The 22823-nt window shown below is 39.4% G+C and carries 16 protein-coding genes and 1 riboswitch; of the genes, 3 read left to right on the top strand and 13 right to left on the bottom strand.

The annotated features are described in order from the left end of the window. Window positions 1–54: 54 nt before the first annotated feature. On the bottom strand, window positions 55–1128 hold the full coding sequence (locus LJE11_RS16140; RefSeq protein WP_118342302.1) for a LacI family DNA-binding transcriptional regulator: 1074 nt from the start codon (window positions 1126–1128) through the stop codon (window positions 55–57). A 120-nt stretch (window positions 1129–1248) separates the two neighbouring features. After that, a complete protein-coding gene (locus tag LJE11_RS16135; RefSeq protein WP_118342305.1) occupies window positions 1249–2265 on the bottom strand; it encodes a sulfate ABC transporter substrate-binding protein in 1017 nt (338 codons plus the stop codon). 442 nt (window positions 2266–2707) lie between these two features. Further along, a riboswitch (TPP riboswitch) is annotated at window positions 2708–2811 on the top strand. A 92-nt stretch (window positions 2812–2903) separates the two neighbouring features. Between LJE11_RS16135 and thiW the strand changes: the two genes are divergently transcribed. Together thiW and thiM are read left to right on the top strand one after the other, a co-directional pair. Continuing rightward, complete coding sequence (gene thiW, locus LJE11_RS16130; RefSeq protein ID WP_055060620.1) at window positions 2904–3491, top strand: energy coupling factor transporter S component ThiW; 588 nt, start codon at window positions 2904–2906, stop codon at window positions 3489–3491. Continuing rightward, a complete protein-coding gene (gene thiM, locus LJE11_RS16125; protein WP_118342308.1) occupies window positions 3421–4197 on the top strand; it encodes a hydroxyethylthiazole kinase in 777 nt (258 codons plus the stop codon). The genes thiW and thiM overlap by 71 nt, the downstream gene beginning before the upstream one ends. A gap of 87 nt (window positions 4198–4284) precedes the next feature. Here the strand turns inward: thiM and LJE11_RS16120 are convergent, their stop codons facing one another. The 9 genes from LJE11_RS16120 to LJE11_RS16080 all read right to left on the bottom strand — a co-directional run bounded on the left by LJE11_RS16120 (window position 4285) and on the right by LJE11_RS16080 (window position 17002). Beyond that, a complete protein-coding gene (locus tag LJE11_RS16120) occupies window positions 4285–5685 on the bottom strand; it encodes an MATE family efflux transporter (protein ID WP_255656200.1) in 1401 nt (466 codons plus the stop codon). A 254-nt stretch (window positions 5686–5939) separates the two neighbouring features. Next, complete coding sequence (locus tag LJE11_RS16115; protein WP_118342311.1) at window positions 5940–8051, bottom strand: glycoside hydrolase family 36 protein; 2112 nt, start codon at window positions 8049–8051, stop codon at window positions 5940–5942. A gap of 46 nt (window positions 8052–8097) precedes the next feature. Further along, window positions 8098–8940: a carbohydrate ABC transporter permease gene (locus LJE11_RS16110; RefSeq protein ID WP_055060617.1), complete on the bottom strand. Its 843-nt coding sequence runs from the start codon at window positions 8938–8940 to the stop codon at window positions 8098–8100. Between the two features lie 17 nt (window positions 8941–8957). Then, window positions 8958–9881 (bottom strand): carbohydrate ABC transporter permease, encoded by a 924-nt coding sequence (locus LJE11_RS16105; RefSeq protein ID WP_055060616.1) that lies wholly within the window; start codon window positions 9879–9881, stop codon window positions 8958–8960. A 77-nt stretch (window positions 9882–9958) separates the two neighbouring features. After that, complete coding sequence (locus LJE11_RS16100; RefSeq protein WP_118342314.1) at window positions 9959–11224, bottom strand: extracellular solute-binding protein; 1266 nt, start codon at window positions 11222–11224, stop codon at window positions 9959–9961. Between the two features lie 138 nt (window positions 11225–11362). Beyond that, entirely contained in the window at window positions 11363–12931 is a 1569-nt protein-coding gene (locus LJE11_RS16095) for a response regulator transcription factor (protein ID WP_227296227.1), read from the bottom strand. Window position 12932: 1 nt separating this feature from the next. Continuing rightward, window positions 12933–14744, bottom strand: coding sequence for a sensor histidine kinase (locus LJE11_RS16090; protein WP_055060613.1), 1812 nt, complete (start codon window positions 14742–14744; stop codon window positions 12933–12935). Window positions 14745–14749: 5 nt separating this feature from the next. Beyond that, the gene (locus tag LJE11_RS16085) at window positions 14750–16084 is read right to left on the bottom strand and encodes an ABC transporter substrate-binding protein (RefSeq protein WP_118342319.1); all 1335 of its coding nucleotides are present in this window, start codon (window positions 16082–16084) and stop codon (window positions 14750–14752) included. Continuing rightward, window positions 16085–17002 carry an AraC family transcriptional regulator gene (locus LJE11_RS16080; RefSeq protein ID WP_055060611.1) on the bottom strand — a complete coding sequence of 306 codons (918 nt, stop codon included), beginning with the start codon at window positions 17000–17002 and terminating at the stop codon, window positions 16085–16087. A gap of 204 nt (window positions 17003–17206) precedes the next feature. Between LJE11_RS16080 and LJE11_RS16075 the strand changes: the two genes are divergently transcribed. Then, on the top strand, window positions 17207–18670 hold the full coding sequence (locus LJE11_RS16075) for an alpha-glucosidase/alpha-galactosidase (protein ID WP_118342322.1): 1464 nt from the start codon (window positions 17207–17209) through the stop codon (window positions 18668–18670). 333 nt (window positions 18671–19003) lie between these two features. Here LJE11_RS16075 and LJE11_RS16070 read toward each other — a convergent pair whose 3' ends face one another. Together LJE11_RS16070 and LJE11_RS16065 are read right to left on the bottom strand one after the other, a co-directional pair. After that, window positions 19004–20338, bottom strand: a complete 1335-nt coding sequence (locus tag LJE11_RS16070) for a chloride channel protein (RefSeq protein WP_118342324.1) — start codon at window positions 20336–20338, stop codon at window positions 19004–19006. 136 nt (window positions 20339–20474) lie between these two features. Continuing rightward, window positions 20475–22475 carry a right-handed parallel beta-helix repeat-containing protein gene (locus tag LJE11_RS16065; protein WP_118342326.1) on the bottom strand — a complete coding sequence of 667 codons (2001 nt, stop codon included), beginning with the start codon at window positions 22473–22475 and terminating at the stop codon, window positions 20475–20477. Window positions 22476–22823 lie beyond the last annotated feature (348 nt).

Genomic DNA, 22823 nt, shown 5'->3' with positions numbered 1-22823 from the left:
TGGCATATTCATGCCAAAACACCTCGCGGGATAGTGGTGTGTGAACAGTAACGGTTAAATACAATAATCACTCCACCCATTCTCCTGGGCAGACGTACAGCTGCTCCGCACCATCAGTTTACATTCCAGTTCCATCCTGGTCACAGCTTTATGTCCGTTATTGATCCGATCCAGCAACAGCCACAGGGCAAATTTCCCCATATCTTCCTTCGGCAGATGAACCGTTGTCAGCATTGGCGTCGTAAACTGCGCCTGTTCAATATCATCACTGGCGATCACAGAGGGCATATAGATATTTTTCCTGCGGCTTAACAGCTTCAGCACGCCTACCGCAGTAATATCATTTGCACAATAAATCCCCGTAGGATAATCCGGCATGGCAAGCAGTTTCTCCATGGCTTCATATCCTTTCGCTTCCGTCTGGTTCGTCTCAATGACAAAGTCCGGATCCAGTTCCAGATGATGGTCATAAAGTGCCTCCACAAAGCCCCGGTATCTCGCTTCATTATGACATTCTCCGATATAACCAATATTTGTGTGACCCAGCTCGATCAGATGCTCAACCGCCATAAATGCAATCTTTTCCCCGTCACATACAACTTCATCTACAACTCCGGAAGATGCATTTCGATTCACACATACCACATTCTTATATTTCTTTCGAAAAAGCGCCAGTGCTTCTTTATTACATTTTCCGATCACGATCAGACCATCACAGTGCCCTTCTGTCTGTTCATACATCTTCTCAATAATATCTGCTATATTTTCCCTTCTGCACCGCTTGTCACTGGAAAAAATAGCCCGGTACCACACCTGAGACAAAATACAGTTATTTCGATGAATCTCTGTTTCTACCACTCTCAGCTGTTCATCAAAAAAAGGATCCACATGCGCAGAGTCGGTCCTTGTCATCAAAATATTTATATAGCAGGTTTTCTCCTCTGCAGAACTGCTCCCGGTTTTCAATCTTCGGGCGGCTTCATTTGGCACATAATTTAACTCTATTGCTGCCTTACGTATACGTTCTCTTACCTGAGGAGAAGAACATTTATAATCCGGATTATTTAACACTCTGGAAACGGTCGCAGATGATACCTGCGCCCGTTTCGCGATTTCCTTGATTGACATTTTCTCTTCCCTTTATTTTTCCATAAATTTTATAAAGCAACAATTTAGATGCCAGATTTAATAATAGGTTTTGTTCATCATATTCTCTATTTCATACTTTGTCAATATAAATTATATGTTTTATCCCTCATAAATCTGATCAAACACTCCGCCATCAGAGAAATATGTTTCCTGCGCTTCTTTCCAGCCACCAAAATCATCAATAGTCACAAGGTTAATATCCAGATCAAATACATCAGAATACTCTTTCAGAATGTCTTCATTAGATGGTCTGTAATAGTTATCTCCCGCAATTCTCTGGGCTTCATCAGAATACAGATAATTCAGATACTCTGTAGCCACATCTCTGGTTCCTTTTTCATCTACAACTGTATCTACCACTGCTACAGACGGCTGTGCCAGGATACTGATACTTGGAGTTATGATCTCATAATCATCCGGATAATCCTTTACAGAAAGATAAGCCTCATTTTCCCATGCGATCAGTACATCACCCTGTCCGTTCTCTACGAAAGAAGTAGTCGCTCCTCTTGCACCGGAATCCAGAACCAATACATTCTGATACAGCTTCTTAATGAAGTCCTTAATCTGATCTTCATCTCCATTAAATTTATCCTTCGCATACGCCCATGCTGCCAGATAATTCCATCTTGCACCACCGGAAGTCTTTGGATTCGGAGTAATCACGCCTACACCATCTTTTACCAGATCATCCCAGTCCTTAATCCCCTTTGGATTTCCTTTTCTCACAAGGAATACAATTGTTGAAGTATATGGAGAACTGTCATCCGGAAATTCATCAATCCATCCGTCATCGATCAGTCCTGCATTCTGAATAGCATCCACATCATATTCCAGTGCCAGAGTAACTACATCCGCTTCCAGTCCATTGGCAACCTCAAGTGCCTGCTTACCGGAACCTCCATGAGACTGTGTAATATCCACATCCTGTCCTGTCTTCTCCTTCCAGTGCTCCTGGAATATCTTATTATACTGTTCATAAAGCTCTCTGGTCGGATCATAGGAAACATTCGTAATACTTACGCTGTCTGCCGCATAAACTGTGTTTCCTGCTACTGTCCCTAAAGTAACTACTGCCGCAAGGGCTGCTGCTGCAAATATGATTTTTCTGTTCATAATATTCTTCCTCCTCTGAAATGTGTTTACAAACTTGACTTGTAACTTTTTCTTCTCAAGAGAACTTTTTTATTTCACTTATCATTTATGCTCTGTTCTCTTGCTGATGAGGTATTATAAACATAGTTTTCATATAAATAAAATATGAATATCTGAAAACGTTTGCACTATACGATTCTGAGTTTCAATTCATTCATGAGTTTCCATCTCTATAACGCCAAAAAAGAGCCCTTACTTATCACAAATACAAGATCTTCTTCTCTTATTTTCTGTTTTGTGAAAACGTATTCACCATATAAATCAACTATGATATCTATCTTTTATCTGTTCAGTGTACACTCACCCATCACATCTGCTTGCAGAATCGACAAAAACCTGCATTTACATCCCATTGACTTTTCCAGATGCTTGTGTTACTCTAACACAAGAAAATCTGCATATAGATGATAACAACGGGAGCCTGTGTGACAGGCTGAGAGGAAGATTGATCTTCGACCGCACCTGATATGGATAATGCCAGCGTAGGGACTGTATTTGTATATTAAAATCTGCCAGTGTGTTATTCGGCAGATTTTTTTGTAGGATTTTATTTATTTCCTGCACAACTAATCAACTTTTTCATTTCAAGGAGGTTCATTATGAACACAGACAGATCAAAAACACTCAGAATGGTCATGCTCGCCATGATGGTTGCCATCGGCGTTGTCATCTCACCCATTCTGAGAATCGAGGGTATGTGCCCTACTGCACACCTGATAAACATCGTCTGCTCCGTACTTCTGGGACCGTGGTATTCACTTCTTTGTGCCACTCTCATCGGAATCATCCGAATGATGTTTATGGGTATCCCGCCACTTGCACTGACAGGTGCCGTATTCGGCGCATTTTTATCAGGCGTTTTCTACCGCGCTTCTCATGGAAAGATTATCTGCGCAGTAATCGGTGAGATCTTCGGAACCGGTATTATCGGCTCTCTGGTTTCCTATCCTGTGATGGCATTTCTCATGGGCAGAAGCGGACTGAACGCATTTTTCTACACACCAATGTTTCTGGCAGCAACCTGCATGGGCGGTACTATCGCCTATTTTTTCCTGAAAGCATTAAGTCACGCAGGAATGCTTGCCAAATTTCAGCAAAGCCTTGGAGCAAAAGTATATGACCGTAAATCAGACAAATCCCAGACAACTGACCCGAGCAGCCCAACCGCTGATTCACTGCATCACTAATCCGATTTCTATTCATGACTGCGCTAATATTATTCTGGCGGCCGGAGGCCGCCCGATCATGGCAGAACATCCGGCAGAAGTAGCTGAGATCACCAGAAGTTCTCATGCACTGGCACTGAATCTTGGAAATATCACCGATGCGCGTATGAAATCCATGCCGGAATCTCTGAAAACTGCTGCCAGTCTCCATATCCCTGTTATGCTTGATCTGGTAGGAACTGCCTGCAGCAATCTGCGTTACGAATTCGCGCAGAATCTTATGAACATCCACATGCCCGAACTCCTTAAAGGAAATATGTCTGAACTTCTTGCCATGTCCGGACAGACCGCACATGCAATCGGAATTGACGCAGGCGTACAGGATGTACTTACAGACGCCAATCGTTCCCATCTGAAAGAACTTTTCCAGGAAAAGGCTTCCCGGTGGAATACCACACTTCTTATCACAGGCAAGGAAGATATGATCGTCTCTGCCAATAAGTGTGAATTTATTACAAACGGTACTCCTGCCATGTCACAGATCACAGGAACCGGATGTATGCTTGGAATGATCTGTGCCACCTATCTGGCAGTTACAGACCCATTTACAGCAGCCCTCTCAGCAGCCAGAGAATTTGGCACAGCAGGAGAAAGAGCAGAGAAAAACAGCTCCGGACCCGGAAGCTTCCAGACAGAGCTGTTCGATCAGTTTTACAATCTTTTATAATCTGTAGTTTATCAATAATTTTTTTCATAAAAAAGTTCCCGTCAGACAATATGGATAAATTTCTTCCATATCATCTGCGGGAACTTTTTATACTATTTCCGCACTGCGCATCTTTCCCAGTTCTCGTCTCGCAAACACAATTGCCAACACAAATACCGCCGCATCTGCGATTGGTCCTGCATACATCACTCCATCAATTCCCATAAACAACGGAAAGATAATGATCAATGGCAGAAGAAAAATCACCTGTCGTGTCAGAGACATTACAATACCCAGCTTCGCCATACCGATAGAGGTAAAGAAACCGGAAGATACTGGCTGGATACCGTTTACAAAGGTCATAAACATAAATATTTTCAGATAACGTTCTGCAAACTGAAAATACAGATCACTTCCTGTTCCGAAGATACCCACGATCTGGTGTGGAAATATCTGGAAACAGAAAAAGAATATCGTTGCAATTACTGTACAGGCAGTTACAGAATAACGGTATGCCTGTCGTACTCTGTCATATTTCTTTGCTCCGTAATTAAATCCCCAGATTGGCTGACTGCCCTGAGAAATTCCGATACAGATTGCCATAAATACCTGATTAACTTTGGAAATAACCCCAACACAGGCAATTGGAATATCACTTCCATATACAGAATTTGCTCCGTAATAACGTAGAATATTATTCAATACGATCTGCACGATTGCCATTGCAATCTGATTAATACAGGAAGCAAGTCCCAGAGAAATAATTGCCCCCAGATATGACAGTTTCGGTTTCAGCATCTCACCGGACAGATACATTTTTCGGAACTTACAAAAATACACAATTACCAGAACTCCAGAAGCAACCTGTCCGATCACTGTTGCCCATGCAGCACCTTTAATCCCCCATCCAAATCCAAAAATAAACAGCGGATCCAGAATAGTATTAATAATCGCACCTATCATAATGCAGACCATAGAATAAGTCGGACTTCTGTCTGCTCTGACCACATGATTCCCGCCGACAGACAAAATATAAAATGGAAGTCCAAATGCAGTAATACCTGTATAATCAACAGCATAAGGCATAACATCTGCAGTTGCCCCGAACAATGTCAGAAGTGGTTTCAGGAACATCAGTACAATCACAGCAAGTATCAGACCACTGATTGCCAGTGACGACAACGCAGTACCTGCAATCCCGCTGGCTTTCTTCTCCTGTCCTGCCCCCATTTCCAGATTATAATTTGATGCACCGCCAATTCCCAAAAGCAATGCCAGCGCAGTTGCGACCGTTGTAACAGGAAACGCCAAATTTGTAGCTGCATTTCCCAGCATCCCCACACCCTGGCCAATAAAAATCTGGTCCACGATATTATACATCGCACTGACCAGCATACTGATGATCGCAGGAATCGCAAACTTAGCGATCAGTCCACCCACGGGTGCTGTACCCAACGGATTCTGTGCCTGCGAATTTATTTCCTGCGTACTTTGGTTACTTTTTCCCAAATAAACTCCTTCCTCTCTTTACATATTTGACACAATTTCTATCCCTGATAAATAATAACACACTTGTAGGAATAACTTTTATTATGCCGTTTCTTTATGCCGTATTATTTACTTTAACATTTATTCTCCTTCTCTGCAACGAAAAAGCAGGGGATTTATTGCATCCGTCAATAAATCACTCCTGCTTCTATTCTTAATGCCATCACTTTATGAACATTTTATATTTATTTTTCATACAAATCCTCTGATATTTTCTATACCTCCTCCAGACAAAACAGTCTAGCACTAACCGGATTTGGAAATTCTACGGTTAACTCTCCAGCCTCTTTATTCCACTTATAATTACATGGTTCTGCTTTCGGATAACCACATACCACTTTCAAATCCTGACCTTTTCTGTGCTCAACAGGAATTGTTGCAAAAGCAGTCTGACTGTTTCTTCTCCATACAGCCACATAATCTTTCTTACCTGCATTCAATCCCATGCTCACCCACGGATCGCGATATTTAGAAAGACCTAATGGCCAGAACGGTACTGCATTCTTGATATCTACACGGATTGTTTTATAATATGAGATTGCCTCTTTTACAAGATCAAATCTTTCCTGACTCAGATTTACCAGATGACCGCTCTGATGGATTCGAAGTAGTATTGCATTAACCATATTGAAAATTACTTCTTCCTTATCGCCTTCAGTCAGAGGATAAGACCAAATAGCAGCCTGCTCGGGCGTTAATGCCATTGGAGAATTTGCTGCGATTGTAGCATATCTTATATAGTCTTCCTGGTCACTGGTAGACTGAATGCTGTAACGTGAAAGCATTGCATAATCCATTCTCAGACCACCGCTTGAACAATTCTCAATAACCAGATCCGGATATTTTACAAAAATCCCATCCAGCCATTTCAGGTATGCACGGTTATGACCAAGAAGTCCATCACCTGCACTGTCCGCGTTCAGTTCTGTTCCAATTCCCGGTTCAATGTTGTAATCCATCTTAATATATCCAACGCCATATTCATTTACAAGACGATCGATAACTTCTGTTGCATGAGCAATAACTTCTGGATTACGGAAATCAAGCTGATATCGGCTTCTGTCATAAACCTTTTTTCCATGTCTCATAAAGTACCAGTCATCCGGAACCTTATCTGCTTTCGGGCATTTGATTCCCATAACTTCAAGTTCCAGCCATACTCCAGGGACCATTCCTTTCGAACGGATATAATCCATCACTTCTTTTAAGCCGCCCGGAAATCTTTCTTTGGATGGCAGCCATTCTCCAACACCATCCCACCAGAATCCTGCTGAATACCATCCACAGTCAACACAGAAATATTCGCAACCCGCTTCTTTTGCTTTATCAATCAGCGGAAGTTCTTTTTCTGTCGTAGGGTCTCCCCACAGACAATTCATATAGTCGTTAAAGATTACCGGAAGTTTTTCATTATCTTTATTCTTTCTTCTGATAGCACGACGATATTTTGTAAGTTCTCCTGCTGCCTCTTCCACATCTCCACATGCAGAACCGACACTTACCGGAACACTTGCAAAAGTATCACCCGGTTTCAAATTCTTCCACCAGTGAGACTGATGTTCTGTGGGGCCGGATAACTGCAAATACATATGTCCATCCTGATCACTGATTTCCCAGTACCAGGAACCATTCTGCTCAATCTGCCAGAACAGGATAGAATCTGTTTCTTTATTCTTCAGGCATCCCATAGGAAGATAATTCTTAGTAGACCAGTTTCCGGTATTTCCAACACTGATTGTCTGAGAAGAACGTCTTACTTTATCCGGCTGTGAAATAGACATACCTAGCTGATCCATACTGAAACGGTTCCAGATTAATTCCTTCTGCCATGCATTGCGTGCAATCAGAACTTCCAGTTTTTCATCAGTACTTAAAAGACCTTCTTTGTCAATACCAAGCAATGCAAAAGAAGATACATACTCAACTCCCAGATCTTCTTCTCCATTATTTTTTAACTCTGTCCAGCTTCTGATCACAGAGATTCCATCATAGAACTGAATATTACTGCATACTTCCAGTCCTGTAGGTTTATCTTCCATAAGGATCTCAAGTTTTCTTCCTGTCTCGTTTCGATAATCTTTCATATCTTTATATTTCAGGCGATAGCCAGGAGCAGTATAAGTATACTTTGTTCCATGGCGTTCACCCGGACGGTTTAAACCTGAAAGCAACACTTCTACCGGTCTGAAAGAAGCTGTTCCTTCACAGGAATTAATATCATTTTCATCAAACGGTAAGTTTGAAAAATGTAATAACTTAATCTCATTCTCATCTGTGATCTCATAGACCATGTTTAAATTATTTTCTTTAATTTCAATTCTCTTCATGATGTCTCACCAATACTTTCTTCTCTAAACTTATTCTCAATTTGCATCAACCTTTGACAGAACCACTCATTAAGCCTGCAAGGAAATATTTCTGCAGGAACAGGAAAATGATAGTTACCGGAATTACCGCGATAACAGATCCGGCCATCAGACCACCCCAGTCAATAGTATTTGCACCTTTGAATAACATGATCGCCGGTGTCAGTGTTCTGTATTTATCTGTAGAGATAAAGATGTAACCAAACATAAACTCGTTCCATGCATTAATAAATGCATATAATCCGGTAGAAATCAGACTTGGAACAGATAATGGTAAAATAATCTTGAAAATCGTCTGTGCTTTTCCACATCCGTCAATCTCAGCCGCCTCTTCCAGTGCCATCGGTACAGTATCGAAGAAACTGCTCATCATAAACGTACACAGCGGTATAACGAAAGTTGTATATGCCAGAATCAGACAAAGGTAAGTTTCCAGAATATGGAATTTCTGCATGATCATATATAACGGAACCAACAGAAGAACACCAGGGATCATCTGAGACAACATCATTGCAAAGTTGGAAACCTTTACAAGTTTCTGTTTATAGTAACGACTTAATGCATATCCTGCCATTACAGCAATTACCATAGAAAGTCCACAGGCAATTACAGATACGATAAAACTGTTCTTAATATAATTTATAAACCCTGCCTGGAACAGTACCTTCTTAAAATTCTCCAACGTAGGTGCATGAATCACAAAAGAAGGAATCGCCGTACGAATCTCGTCTTTTGGCTTAAATGCTGAAATCACCATCCAGATAAATGGGAATACACAATATATGGCAATTATAATAAGAAGAATATATGAAACGGTTTTTACAATCGTTTGATTTTTTTTATTCAACATATTTCCTTTTCCTCCTTTTAGCTTAAATCATCACTGATTTTCATTCTCTTTCTGTAATAGAAAAGGAACATAATAAACATCGCAGTAAACATCATCGTTGACAATGCAGACGCAGCGCCAACATCAAAGGTCTTCATTGAATACCTGTAGATCATGATTGGAAGTGTCTCTGTTGCATAGTTCGGTCCTCCCTCTGTCATAACCCAGATAAAGTCGAAGTTAATTGCAGTCCAGATAATATGAATAAATACAATTACAAGCGATACAGATTTCAACTGTGGTAAAGTAATTTTGAAAAATCTTGTAAACATTCCAGCACCATCTACTGCTGCCGCTTCATTCAAATCTGCTGGAATAGACTGCATTGCAGACAGGAATGAAATTGTATAATACGGGAAAGATCTCCAGATATTTACAAAAATTACAGTTGCCATTGCATATCTGGAATCACCAAGAAAATTAATCTTTTCAGAAATAAGTCCCACTTTCAGAAGCAGGTAATTGATAATACCAAAGTCTGGATTTAACATCCAGTCCCATGTCATACCTGCAACAATAATTGGAACCAGCCATGGGATAAATACTAAAGTACGGAAGATTGCTCTTCCTTTAAATTTCTGATTCAATAAAACTGCAGTAAGCATACCCATAATATATTCACCAGCTACAGAAAATACTGTCCAGAAAATTGTGTTTCTTATTGCCTGTGCAAAGTGTTCATCTGATACTACTTTCTTAAAGTTATCCAGACCGGCAAAACCTGTCATACTCTTATTGATCAGATGTACGTGTGAAAAAGCATCATGAAGAACCTTTCCCAGAGGATATGCAATCAGGCAGGCAAGGAAAATAAGAGCCGGCAGTAACATAACCAAAGCATATCTTCTTGCCTGCTGATCTCTTGTCAGTTTTCCGTCCGTTTTTTTCAGTAATTTTGACATATATAGCCTCCTATCTAAACATTTTCAGATAAGAAAAGCTGGAATGCTTTCACATCCCAGCATTTCTTTTAAAACGTTTATTCGCTCAGTTCACCATTTTCCTGTAAAGATGCATTTACTGCGTCACTCAGCCAGGAAGCTGCTTCTTCTGCAGTTTTACCTTCCTGAAGGACCTTAGCGATAGAATCTACCATTGCCTGATTGATTCCGCTTAATGTTACAGGAGGGAATGTTACACCTGTGTCAGCCAGTGCTGAGAAGTCTTTACTCCATTTGGAATCTGTAGATACATCAGAACGTGGGGATCTGTCAGCAAATGCTGCTTCCTGCCATTCTTTGCTGCAGAATGCTGTTGCAAGATCAAATGCTTCGTCCTTGTTCTCGCTGCCTTCCATAATAAACATTGGTTTACACTCCATGTATGTAGCAGGCTGTCCATCAGCTGGGTATGGAATCGGAGCTACAGATACATCACCCATAGTATCCGAGTTAGAAGATTCTCTCTCTGCAAGCCAGTTACCAGTTACATATGTTGATGTGATTCCTGTTGCGAAGTTTTCATCTGTTTCTTCCCATCCCCAGTTTTTAGCACTGGAATCGATAATCTTGTTGTCAATCAAATCCTGATAGAACTGGAATACTTTTGTTGCTTTTTCAAGTTCATCTTTATTTTCATTCCATGTGTTTTTGTATTTTCCATCATCCTGTGCAGATGCGATTTCCAGACCGTACTGTGCAAGATAAACCAGAAGTTCCTGAGAAGCACGAACTCCTGTGCATGCAACCTCTGTCAGATATTTACCATTATTATCATAGTAATCTGACTGAGCAAGTAAATCTTCCCATGTTGCAGGAGTTTCGATACCTGCAGTTTTCAGATCGTCATCATGTACCAGATATGCTCGAACTGTCATTTCATATGGGATACCAATAACTTTGTTATCAATTGTCATTGCATTTACAACAGAATCTGAAAGAGCATCTTTGTCTTCCCATTCGTTGAATTTGTCTGTAAGGTCAGCTACGATTCCCATGTTGTAGAATTCACCAACATATTCCGGAAGTCCCCAGATCAGATCTGGTACATTTCCACCTGCTGCAGCTGTCAGGATTTTTTCATGAAGCATATCATAGGTGAAATTTGTCTGGTTTACAGTATTTCCTGTTTCCTCTTCCCATTTCTGAATCATTTCCTGGCTTGCCTTTTCTGTGTCAGCGCCCTCTGTCCAGCAAGTCCATAATTCAATTGTTTTTCCTCCGTCTTTTGCAGATACACTTACCGGTGCTACCATCGTTCCCACCATTGCTGCAACCATAATTGCGGATACTACTTTCTTAAACATTCCTTTTCCTCCTTGTTTATTTTTAGTGATTCGGTATATTTCATACGATGTATATAGCATACCTTTTGTATATTTACAACAATTTAGGAGGGACTTCCAAATAATACCACTCTTTTCAATTAAAAATCCCACGTAAAATTATCTGTTGTTCTTCTTATATTTTGCAGGACTGCATCCATAAAAATCTCTGAATTTGTCTGTAAAAGTACGCACATCCTTATAGCCAACCTGACTGGCAAGCTCATAGGTTTTCATGTTTGTTTCCATCAGATACTGTAATGCTTTTTTCATTCTGACTTCCAGCAGATATGCCTTAAAATTCTCACCTGTTTCCTTCTTGAAAAAGGCACTGAAATAATAAGGATTCATATAAACCATCTGTGCCATTTTTTCCAGTGTAATGTCTTCACTGAAGTGTTCCGAAATATATTCTTTTACTTTAAAAATGGAATCATTCTCCTGGTTTCCTTTGCAAAATACACATTCATTTACAAACCGTTCCATAATACTCTTAAATTTTTTCTTCAGGTCTTCATATGTATTTTGTCCTCTCAGTGCTTCTACTTCTCTTTCCAGTTTCTTCCTGTTTTCCTCATCAATTACTTTACATTGCAACAGATCATGACATACATTCATCGCCAAGATAATACATCTGCTTTCCACTGCATAACAGCTTCCATAATGAAGATTCCTTATAATTTTCAGACTTTCGTCAAAAGAATCCTTCCAGTTTTCATCATGTCCTAATATTTTCTGAGTCAGCTCTTTACACTTCTTTTCAAACTCTTCAAAAGAATAATTATATACTCTTTCTACGTTTTGATAATAAATCGTTTCTTTCTGAGTAAAATAGTAAATACCAGCAGAGAATTTAGCAGTTTTATAAAGATATTCCACTTTATCTGCCTGCGTTGTAATTTCCCCGATTCCTGCTATCAATTCTACTCCATATTTCCCATAAACGATTTCTCTGATTCTGGAAATAATTGTTTCGGTTTCATTCTGCAAGTCTGTAGAATATAATACCAGGATGATAGTGCTACTATTTTCACTTCTTTTGGTTACAAATCCATTCCTGTTTTCTTCCAGATATTCTTCAATCTCCTTAAAAACTGCAAATCTCATTAATTCAAAACGGTTACTGTCCTGAATTCTCTGTACCAGATCACCTTTCAGCACAAAGCAGACACCTGCAAAATATTTCCCTTCATTCAATAATTCTTTTGAAACATGCAATTTTCTTTTTTTTCTTTTTACCGGAAAATTATTAATCTCTTTAAAAACGTTCTCTACATTTTGTTGTTCAATCTTCCAGACTGCCTCTGGCTGTTCCTGAACAATCTGATCCTTTGCCCTGTTGATTGCATTTTCCAGTTCTTCTACAGAAACAGGCTTCAGAAGATAGTCCACTGCCCCATATGTTACAGCCTCTTTTGCATAGGAAAACTCTTGAAATCCACTCAGAAAAATAACCTTTGTTTTCAGCTTACGTTTATTTATTTCTTTTAAAACATCCAGTCCTGTCTTTTCCGGCATACTGATATCCGATATAATAATGTCTAGTTCCAGAGTATCCAGCAGATTCAAAAGTTGTTCTCCATCTTCAGCCTCCCCGACAACCTCCGTGTCCATCTTTCCCCATTCCATCATCTTTTTCAGACCACGTATAATCAGTGGTTCATCATCCGCAATGATAATTCGGTACATCTTAAACATCCTCCCAGATTAATGGCAGCCAGTATTTTACAATGGTGCCCATTCCTTCATATGCATCAATTTCCAGTCCGTACTCATTTCCGTACAAATGTTTAATACGGTCAGAAACATTTTTGACTCCTATGCTCATTCCTTTAATATCCTCTTCTGCTACTCTGGCATCACTCTTTAATAGTGCCTGAACTTCTTCCAGCCTTTCTTTATTTATTCCCACACCATTATCCATAACTGTAATCTCAAGAAAATCCATATTTTGTTTCGCCTGTACTACAACCTCTCCAGGTCCTTTATTCGGACGCAACCCATGCTTGACAGCATTCTCAACAACCGGCTGAATAATCAGATGCGGTACTCTGCATTTCCATAATTCCTTTGGTATTTCCACACTCAGAGAGAATCGGGAATCGTACCGCACTTCAATCAGTTTAAAGTAATTGGAAATACATGCGATCTCCTGCTGCAAAATAACCATATTGCCGGTTGTCCCGATCAGATATTTTAACTGCCCGGACAAACTGTCGATCATAGTAGCCACCAGCATGTCATCGTTTGTGATTGCAGACATTCTTATGACATCCAATGTATTATACAAATAGTGTGGCTGGATCTGTCTTTTCAGTGCTTCCAGTTCTGCATCTCTCTGTCTGATTTCCGCAACGTATGCCTTCTGAACATATTTGTTCAGATTTTCAGCCATCTGATTCATTCCATTTCCAATATCCTGAAACTCATCATTTGAATCAATATGTACTCTTGCATCCAAATCACCCTTTTCAATACAGCTCATGGTCTCTTTCAGCATCTGTACAGGTTTATTTAGTTTCTTTGAATAATACATATACACAAGCGCCAATAAACTTACTCCAATCACGATCAACAGCATTGTTGTATTTCTTATCATCTTGTAGGCACCTTCAATCGTTCCTGGTATTACCCTGTCAATAACAAGCCAATTTGTACCATCAACCTTCTGATATACAAGACATTCATTTTTCTGCTCCAGATATCCACTTTCCTTATTTTTCATAGCATCCAGGAGAATTCCATCATTTTGAGCATTTATTCCTTCATACTGTTTCTGTGAATGATAAATATATTTTCCGGAAGCAGAATCTACTACATATATTTCATGGTTTGTTCCATAACTTTCCTGTGTCAGCATCTTTTTTAAATAATCCGCCGAAATATCAATAAACAACGTCCCCAGAACTTCTGATCCTGCTTTTCGGATTGTAGCTGTATTCATAATATTTCTGTAAATTGTAAAATCATTTTTCTGTGAATTTCTATAATATTTTGTTTCATGAGTGGACATGATCTGTACATTTCTGGAACCTATCAGATAATGACTCTTATACCATTCCTGCATTTCCTGTTCATCGATCAGCAATTCCGGCGCTTTCATAGAAGAATACATTTTTCCATCCGGAGTAACAAAAAATACATGATCAATTGCCTCATTCATATACAGGATTGTCCGAAGAATTTTTGTAATCATTGCATTCCTCCCTGTTTCAGACATTCCCGTATCTTCAAACAACTCATAAAAATAATCATAATCAGAAACACTACTCTTATAAATATATTCCGTATCATCCGCAATTTCGGTTATAAGATCCGAAATATTCTTTGCCATAATCTGATCTGTCATAGAAAAATTTCCAAGAATATTTTCATACATCGTATTTGAATATACATTATAGATCAGCATTCCCATGAGCAAAAAAGGAATCAAACCCATAAACAGAAACATAATTACCAGTTTTGCGTAGAAACTCCTGAATCTGATCTGTGGTTTTTTCATAAAAATTACTCCTCCTGTGCCTCTCTGTCCCATGCCTGATCTATTTCTTCAGCAGTCTTTTCTACCGTATATTCTCCTGTATACAGTTCTTTTAATATCTTGTTGACATCAGTCAGAAAAGACGATGCTGTTCCCTGCATTCCCAGATACACTGTATTCTTATCTGCATATCTGTAATCTTTCAGAAGTTTCTGCTGAGCAGAAGGTGCCGGATAAATAATCGCCTCCTTCGTTACCGGAAGCCCATACATTCCCTGTATCATACTTCTGTAATTTTCTTTTGTGTAAAAAAATTTCAGAAACCTCTGTGCAGCCTCTTTTTTTCTGGTATCTTCTGTACATGTCTCTGACAATGCCCAGTAAGCATTATTTCTCGTCAAAGCCGTAAGATGTCCATTGTCATTTCCCAGAAAAAACCATCCCAGACGATAAGTTACCGGATCCTGATCTTCTGGAATTTCCTCTCCCAGAGAAGTTTTATCCGATTCTGTAGACATTGGATATGCATCTATTATCTTGGTAAAAAGCCAGGGTCCCGCATATATCATTGCAAACTGATTTTCCGTCATTCTGGTTACAATCTGGTTCTCTGTCATATTTTCCGAATCTTCCAGAATATATCCTTTTGAAAAAAGTTCCTTTAAGTCTTCTAACATATGTATGGATTCTGCACTTGTAAATTTCACGCTTCTCTCTTTTCTCATTTCCAACCAGTCCGGATTCTCTTCCATAATATCTTTCTGGAAGAAATAATTAAGCCAGTATGTCATATTTTCTTCCTGATTACCGCCAATTGCCAATGGACAAATTCCTTCTGCCTTCAACGTATCACAAATCTGAATAAATTCTTCATAAGAATCCGGTATTTCCAGATCATATTTTTTAAATATATTTTTGTTATAAATTACACCATTTGTGGTCGCGTATATCGGCAGACCATAACTCTTTTTATTAATCACAATCACATTGGTCACCATATTGCTTACCTCCGCATCAATTGCCCCCAGCTTTCCCGCATCAGCAAACGCATCAACATTTTCCAGCTCAAAAATATCAGGAAATTCGTCCAGTGCCTCCTTTACCTTAAGTTCGTTTTCACAGTTTGCTTCTCCTGAATTTTCTGTGTTAATAATAATATCAGGGTTCTGTGCCATAAACTCATCGCATAAAGTTTCCATCGCTGCCACCCATGTTACATCTGAACCAGAATACAAAAGTGAAAGTTCAACTATATCCTCTATACTGTCACTGTCTTCTGCCTTTACCTCTTTCATATTTGCACTCCCGATTAAGCTTCCTATAAGAATCACAATAAAAAACATACCTTTTTTTATTCTCATTTACATAATCTCTCCCTTTAAGTTTCTATCATTTTCAAGACTATATCTGATGTTTCTGGTGTCAGTTGTCATATTTCGTGCATGAAGTCCCCTATATGCAGACGGTGTAAGTCCATAAAATTTTTCAAAAGTATAAGAAAAATGCTGTCTGCTGTTATATCCGGAAGCAAATGCAATATCCGTAATTCCAAAACTACTATTGCAAAGCAGAAATACTGCCTGCTCCAATCTTTTCTGGTTTATATAATGATTGATCGTACATCCTATCTTGTCTGTAAACAATGCCTGAAGATATGATTTGTTAATATCCACGTATGCCGCAATTTCTGGTATGCTGATTTCTTCCAGAAAATGTTTATCTATATAATCACAAGCTTTTTTCAAATAAATAACTCCTTGTGTGTTCTTCTTTAAGCTTATACAATATGTTAATTCTACCATCGTTCTACTAAGCAGAAGTCCAAAAAGAAACTCTTGATCATCCACCTTATTCTGGCTTTTCTGAAGATAGGAGAGCAAATCTTTTATTGCATATCCAAGACTTCTTCCATCATTTGCAGCGATATATCCCTGTGGCATCTGAAAACATTTCTGAAAATCCCGAATCTTCTCAAGCAAGATTTCTGCCTCCACTGCCGTTTCTTCTGAGGTCAGCGCAAACTCCAAATTCAATACAGAACACGGCCTCCCCTCTGTAATTTCCAGTTGATGCTGTATTCCGGGCAAAATATAAATAAACTCACTGGATTTCATTCGTAACCATTCATTCTGACAAAAAATCCTGCATTCTCCCGACGTTACATACATAATTTCAAAACTATCATGAGCATGACATTTCATATGATATTTTACCAACGATAACGCATAAAATGCAGTTACTTTAAAATACTGTTTCTCTTTTTGAAATATTCGATACATGACCAACTCTCCTTGTGTACCAATAAATTGATTTCCTGAACAATCTCGCATCTATAACAATCCTAACACATTTTTTGCTTTTTTACATCACACTCAAAAATTAAATGCGATAATATCTTGCATTTCATTATACAGCCGATAATAACTGTCACCAAACTTCTTAATAGACTATATACTGTAAAAAAACACAGGAGGGATTTTTATATGAGTTTTAAAATTGCATTTATTGGTGCAGGAAGTCTTGTATTTGCCAGAACATTATTTACAGATATTATATCTGTACCTGAATTTCACAATATCGAAATTGCCTTCACTGACATTAATCCGGACAATCTTGAAAAGACAAGAGAATTATGTCAGAGAGATCTGGACGCAAACAATATTCCAATCAGAATTGAAGCAACAACCAATCGTCGTGACGCCTTCAAAGATGCACGTTATATTGTTAACTGTGTGCGTATCGGTGGGCTTGAAGGATTTGAAACAGATGTAGAGATTCCATTGAAATATGGAATAGACCAATGTGTAGGGGATACCTTATGTACTGGTGGAATTATGTATGGACAGCGTGTTATCGCAGAAATGCTGAACTTTTGTAAAGACATTCGTGAAGTTTCCGAACCTGGAGCAATCATGCTGAACTATTCCAATCCAAACGCAATGGCTACATGGGCCTGTAACAAATATGGAAAAGTCCGCACTATCGGACTTTGTCATGGCGAAATTCACGGAGAACAGCAGATTTCAGAAGTTCTTGGTATTCCAAGAGAAGAGCTGGATGTCATCTGTGCCGGAATCAATCACCAGACCTGGTACATTTCTGTAAAACATAATGGAGAAGATATGATTCCTAAACTTCTGGCAGGATTCGAAGCGCATCCTAAATTCAGTCAAGAAGAAAAAGTCCGCATTGATATGTTAAAACGTTTCGGATACTATTCTACCGAATCCAATGGACATCTCTCCGAATATGTAGCCTGGTACCGCAAACGCCCTGATGAAATCAAAGACTGGATTAATCTTGATAACTGGATAAACGGCGAAACTGGTGGATACCTCCGTGTTACACGAGAAGAACGTAACTGGTTTGAAACAGATTTCCCGAAGATTCTGGCAGAACCAGCAAAAAAATTAGATGGTTCTGAACGAAGCAAAGAACACGCTTCTTATATTATTGAATCTCTGGAAACAGGACGTCATTACAGAGGACACTTTAATATTATGAATGAAGGATGCATCACAAATCTTCCATGGGAATCGGTAGTTGAAGTTCCCTGTTATGTAGATGGAAACGGAATCAGCATTCCTAAAGTAGGTGACCTTCCACTTGGCTGCGCAGCAGTATGCTCACAATCAATCTGGGTACAAAAGCTGGCAGTTGAAGCTGCAGTTCATGGCGATGTACAGCTTCTGAAACAGGCAGCTATGATGGATCCACTGACAGGTGCTGTATGCAACCCACCTGAAATCTGGCAGATGATTGATGAAATGCTGGTCGCTCAGGAACAATGGCTTCCACAGTACACAGAAGCCATCAAAGCGGCCAAAGAACATCTTGCAAATGACCCGCTGATTCCAACAAAAGATTACCATGGTGCTGCAAGGCTCCGCGAAAAAACCCCTGAAGAAGTAGCCGCAGAACGCGATGCACGTAAAATCACAGCCTGATTTTTCCAGAATGCTAATATACGAAAAATATACAAAATACAGCATGCTTATTAATACATATATCCTTCTAAATACAAAAGCTGACACATTCATCTGTGCCAGCTTTTTGTATTTTATCTGTAAATTTATATCAAATAATTCCCTGTCACTTCTCAGAAACAATTTATACTGTTTCTAATACTGGCAAAGCCCTGCCCTATGCATATTGCATTTTTTAACCGAATCAAGTAATTCCCCTGCTTCAATTGCAAATATCCGCTTGACTTGAAACGTATGACTTACTTATTTTTAATCAGTCTATAGCAATTAAAACAGGAAACTTTCTCAGTTCAGCTAAAATCTCGTACGTTTATTCACATATTTCGCCTTATACTTAGAATAAACAATCGTCTGATCCTTATACAATCCATAATATCCCGAAGCCGCATAGCTGATAGAAACCGCAATCAGATAAAAAGGAACTCCCTTAAATCCAAACATTTCAAATGCGATCAGAATTGATGTGATCGGGCAGTTTGTCACTCCACAGAATACCGCCGTCATTCCACATGCAGCACAGATAGATGGCGAAAATCCCAGCCAGTTTCCCATCACACATCCAAAGGTAGCTCCTATACAGAACGAAGGAACAATTTCCCCGCCTCGGAATCCTGCACGCATTGTCAATGCAGTCAGTACCAGTTTCCAGAAGAAATCCAGAGGTCTTGCCTGTCCTTCTTCCACTGCCTTCTCAATCAGCTCTGCACCTGCACCCATATAATCTGAAGTTCCCAGAAGTAATGTAATTCCAATCACCAGACAGGATCCCACAACTACACGCACATATGGATTCTTAAACCACCTTCCATATGCTCCGGCAACTCCATTCAGCACCATACAGAATACAATACTGATTACTGCACATCCAACAGCGATAGCACCCATTTTCAAACCCGTTTCAATAGTCAGCTTCGGAATATCCACTACATGAAAAGCCTCCGGTGTAACTCCCATTCCTGCCGCAAATCCGGATGCAACCAGGGAAGCAATCATACAGGGCATCAAAGCTGTATAATACATCACTCCTACACTGACTACCTCCAGTGCAAAAACAGCCGCAGCCATCGGTGTTCCAAACAATGCAGAGAATGCTGCACTCATACCACACATAACAATTACATGTCGGTCTTCCTCATCCAGATGAATCCAACGTCCAAGCTGATTGGCAATACTTCCACCAAGCTGTATTGCCGCACCTTCACGTCCTGCAGAGCCACCTGCCAGATGCGTAAGTGCTGTAGAAATGAAAATCAGAGGTGCAGATAAAATCGGCACATCGTCCTGTGATCTCACAGTAGAAAGCACCTGATTCGTACCTCCATCATCCTTACCAAATTTCTCATACAGGTATACAATAATTAATCCCATCACCGGAAGCAGATAGAACATCCATTCATTTTCTTTCCTGCAATTTGTCACACTCTTCAGCACAAAAGAAAACAGTGTACTCGCCGCTCCTGTAATACATCCTACAAGTACCGCGATCATCAGCCATTTTACAAGATTTCCCACATCACGCTGAATCTCACTACTATAATATTGAAGCTTTTTTTTCAGTAAGCTTTTCGCTTCCGTACTTTGTTCTTCCGTGTCATTCTCCTGATCTGCACGCTTTTCCTCTTTCTCCATTTCCCCCTCTTACCTTTCCTTATTATTTTACATACAAATTTGCTATTTCTATTTTAGCATACATTTTCCATATCTGCCAGAAAGATAAGACAGAGGGATTAAGGATTATTGAATTATTGGAAGATATTTGATTCGGTTAAAATGCAGTACATATATTAACGTTTTTCCCAACGTCTTCCTTCTCTGCAAAAGGTCCGGGAATTACCTTGGCACCTCTGTGTCCTCCAAAGTAATCGGTATCAAATGTTATCGGTGTTCCATCCGGATTTTCGAAGAATTCTTCCGGCTCAAAAGCTTTTCCCAAAACTTCTGTATTGATCATACGTCCGGAGAAATCTTCAAGAATCTCATATATATTTGTATCCAGGAAATATTTTCCGTCTTTCTCTGTTAATTCTACCTTCACATTCTCAGAAGAAACGAACCCATTTTTCTCATGTTTCCATGCCTTTGCACCATCAAGATAAACATTTCCTTCACTCCATACCGGTAAATGATCAAAATGAACTGATTCCAGTTTCTTCATATCTGCAGGTTTTGTAAAATCAAACTGTGAAATCCATTCATCATACGTTGGATACTCATCAAACATCCAGGTTCCGACTTTTCTGTTTTCAGAATCAAATCCATCATCAGAATCATGCATTGTAATAAAATCTTCTGAAGGCCATTTCTGGACGAAAATATTATTATAGAAACGATCATCTCCATGAAGTATAGTCATAAATCCCATAACCTCTGTACGATGAGGCATATGATATGGTGTATAACGCCAACTGGTTCCTTCGCCTACACAAGTTAAAGCACCGCAGATCAGATTATGTACCATAGCAACACCCTGAGTAGCAAAACGCAGGCTGGCATCTGATAAAAGGATATTGTTATCAATAAGAGTAGGACCATGACCTACTTCAACAAAAATATCCTGGCACATCATACCACCTTTCAACTGTTTAGCAAATGCCGGACGCTGATTGTCATGGAGCAGGTTCTGAGAAAGTCGTGTACCCTGAGCTTCCCAATCACACCAGATTCCCATAGTACAATGATGAATATGATTTCTTCTCATAATAACATCAATTGCAGCATGCATTTTAATTCCGGCAATTTCTGCTCCGCCCAATTCCATCATATTGTTGATATGGTGAATATGATTATCCTCAATAATACTGAATACACCACCCATACGCCCGATAATACCACCCTGCTCACAGTGGTGGATATTGTTTCGGCGGATAATATGACTTCCTACTTTTTCCTTAAGCCAGCCATGATACTGTCCACGGCATACCGCGTCTCTTTCCATTTGAGTTGGACTCTTAACATATTTATTAGTAAAATAATGATCATTTTCCGGATCATAATATTTTCCAAGAGAAATTCCTGCACATTTGCTGTTAGAAATTTCGCAGTCCTCAATGATCCATCCTTTACTCCAGTGAGGCCCGATCATGCCATCCTGATAAGCTGCAGGCGGTGCCCAGGTAGTTGCTGCTTTTGTAACTACGAAACCACTGACTGTGATATATCCAACACCTGTTTTTGATGGCATAAAGCATTCACGACGTACATTAATTTCTACATTTTCCTCATTTGGATCTGCTCCATGAAAATTCGCATAAATTACTGTCTCATCTTTTTCCTGATCCTGTTCTGTGTACCATTTATAAGTAGATTCCTCCGGAACCCAACTACACTCATAAACCTCGGCTTTAATACATTCCTCTACACTTCCAGCCTCATAAAGTGCTCGGTTATTAAGATATACACATCCTGTATGTTTGTCAGCTTTAGCAAAATACCAGTCTCCATATACCATAGTTGTATATGGATTATAGTTGCCAAAAAGACTGTTCGCAACACGGCATACCCATACGTTTTCCTTATAAGGAACCCATGACTGAATTCGTTCTGCTCCGGTAATAACTGCCCCAAGATGCTCTACACTCCTGTAAGTAATTCTGGCATCCTCTCTACCCGCATGAACAGGATCTACATACTCCCGATAAACTCCAGGAGCTACCCAAACTTCATCCCCCGGCTGTGCAATTTTTGCTGCATCATTAATATGACGAAACGGCATCTGTTCTGTACCATTACCATCATGACCAGCATTTACATTTACATAAATCTTCATGAAAAACCCTCCCATATATGTTTCTATTATAGCAGTCCTCGTAAATAATGCATTTAAGACAGTTCAGCATGATTTCACACTCTGATGGGCTAGATTAAGATGTATTATTTTAGAGGATTAATAGATTCTATAAATCTTGCTTATAATTTTAAAACCCATTTTCCTGCAAGACAATATATTTTTAATCCCACTTTCTATAATTTTCTATGTAAATGGTCAGAAGTTTCAGACATTCCTTTCTATAGATTTTTGCACACAAAAAAACCAGCTAGATGATAGCTGGTTTTTACTGTACCTTCAAAACTACATACATGTTGACATTTCCTTGAGATTCATTCTTCCTGCGAT

Source organism: Blautia sp. DFI.1.216, assembly GCF_020594215.1.
Taxonomy (GTDB): Bacteria; Bacillota; Clostridia; order Lachnospirales; family Lachnospiraceae; genus Blautia_A; species Blautia_A wexlerae.
Note: the sequence above shows the minus strand (reverse complement) of the source record. Positions and strands in the feature narration are given on the sequence as shown.

Bases quoted from the DNA above. Each gene is read 5' to 3' on its own strand.
- LJE11_RS16140 (WP_118342302.1), bottom strand. From the start codon at position 1,128: ATGTCAATCAAGGAAATCGCGAAACGGGCGCAGGTATCATCTGCGACC.
- LJE11_RS16135 (WP_118342305.1), bottom strand. From the start codon at position 2,265: ATGAACAGAAAAATCATATTTGCAGCAGCAGCCCTTGCGGCAGTAGTT.
- thiW (WP_055060620.1), top strand. From the start codon at position 2,904: ATGAACACAGACAGATCAAAAACACTCAGAATGGTCATGCTCGCCATG.
- thiM (WP_118342308.1), top strand. From the start codon at position 3,421: ATGACCGTAAATCAGACAAATCCCAGACAACTGACCCGAGCAGCCCAA.
- LJE11_RS16115 (WP_118342311.1), bottom strand. From the start codon at position 8,051: ATGAAGAGAATTGAAATTAAAGAAAATAATTTAAACATGGTCTATGAG.
- LJE11_RS16110 (WP_055060617.1), bottom strand. From the start codon at position 8,940: ATGTTGAATAAAAAAAATCAAACGATTGTAAAAACCGTTTCATATATT.
- LJE11_RS16105 (WP_055060616.1), bottom strand. From the start codon at position 9,881: ATGTCAAAATTACTGAAAAAAACGGACGGAAAACTGACAAGAGATCAG.
- LJE11_RS16100 (WP_118342314.1), bottom strand. From the start codon at position 11,224: ATGTTTAAGAAAGTAGTATCCGCAATTATGGTTGCAGCAATGGTGGGA.
- LJE11_RS16095 (WP_227296227.1), bottom strand. From the start codon at position 12,931: ATGTACCGAATTATCATTGCGGATGATGAACCACTGATTATACGTGGT.
- LJE11_RS16090 (WP_055060613.1), bottom strand. From the start codon at position 14,744: ATGAAAAAACCACAGATCAGATTCAGGAGTTTCTACGCAAAACTGGTA.
- LJE11_RS16085 (WP_118342319.1), bottom strand. From the start codon at position 16,084: ATGAGAATAAAAAAAGGTATGTTTTTTATTGTGATTCTTATAGGAAGC.
- LJE11_RS16080 (WP_055060611.1), bottom strand. From the start codon at position 17,002: ATGTATCGAATATTTCAAAAAGAGAAACAGTATTTTAAAGTAACTGCA.
- LJE11_RS16075 (WP_118342322.1), top strand. From the start codon at position 17,207: ATGAGTTTTAAAATTGCATTTATTGGTGCAGGAAGTCTTGTATTTGCC.
- LJE11_RS16070 (WP_118342324.1), bottom strand. From the start codon at position 20,338: ATGGAGAAAGAGGAAAAGCGTGCAGATCAGGAGAATGACACGGAAGAA.
- LJE11_RS16065 (WP_118342326.1), bottom strand. From the start codon at position 22,475: ATGAAGATTTATGTAAATGTAAATGCTGGTCATGATGGTAATGGTACA.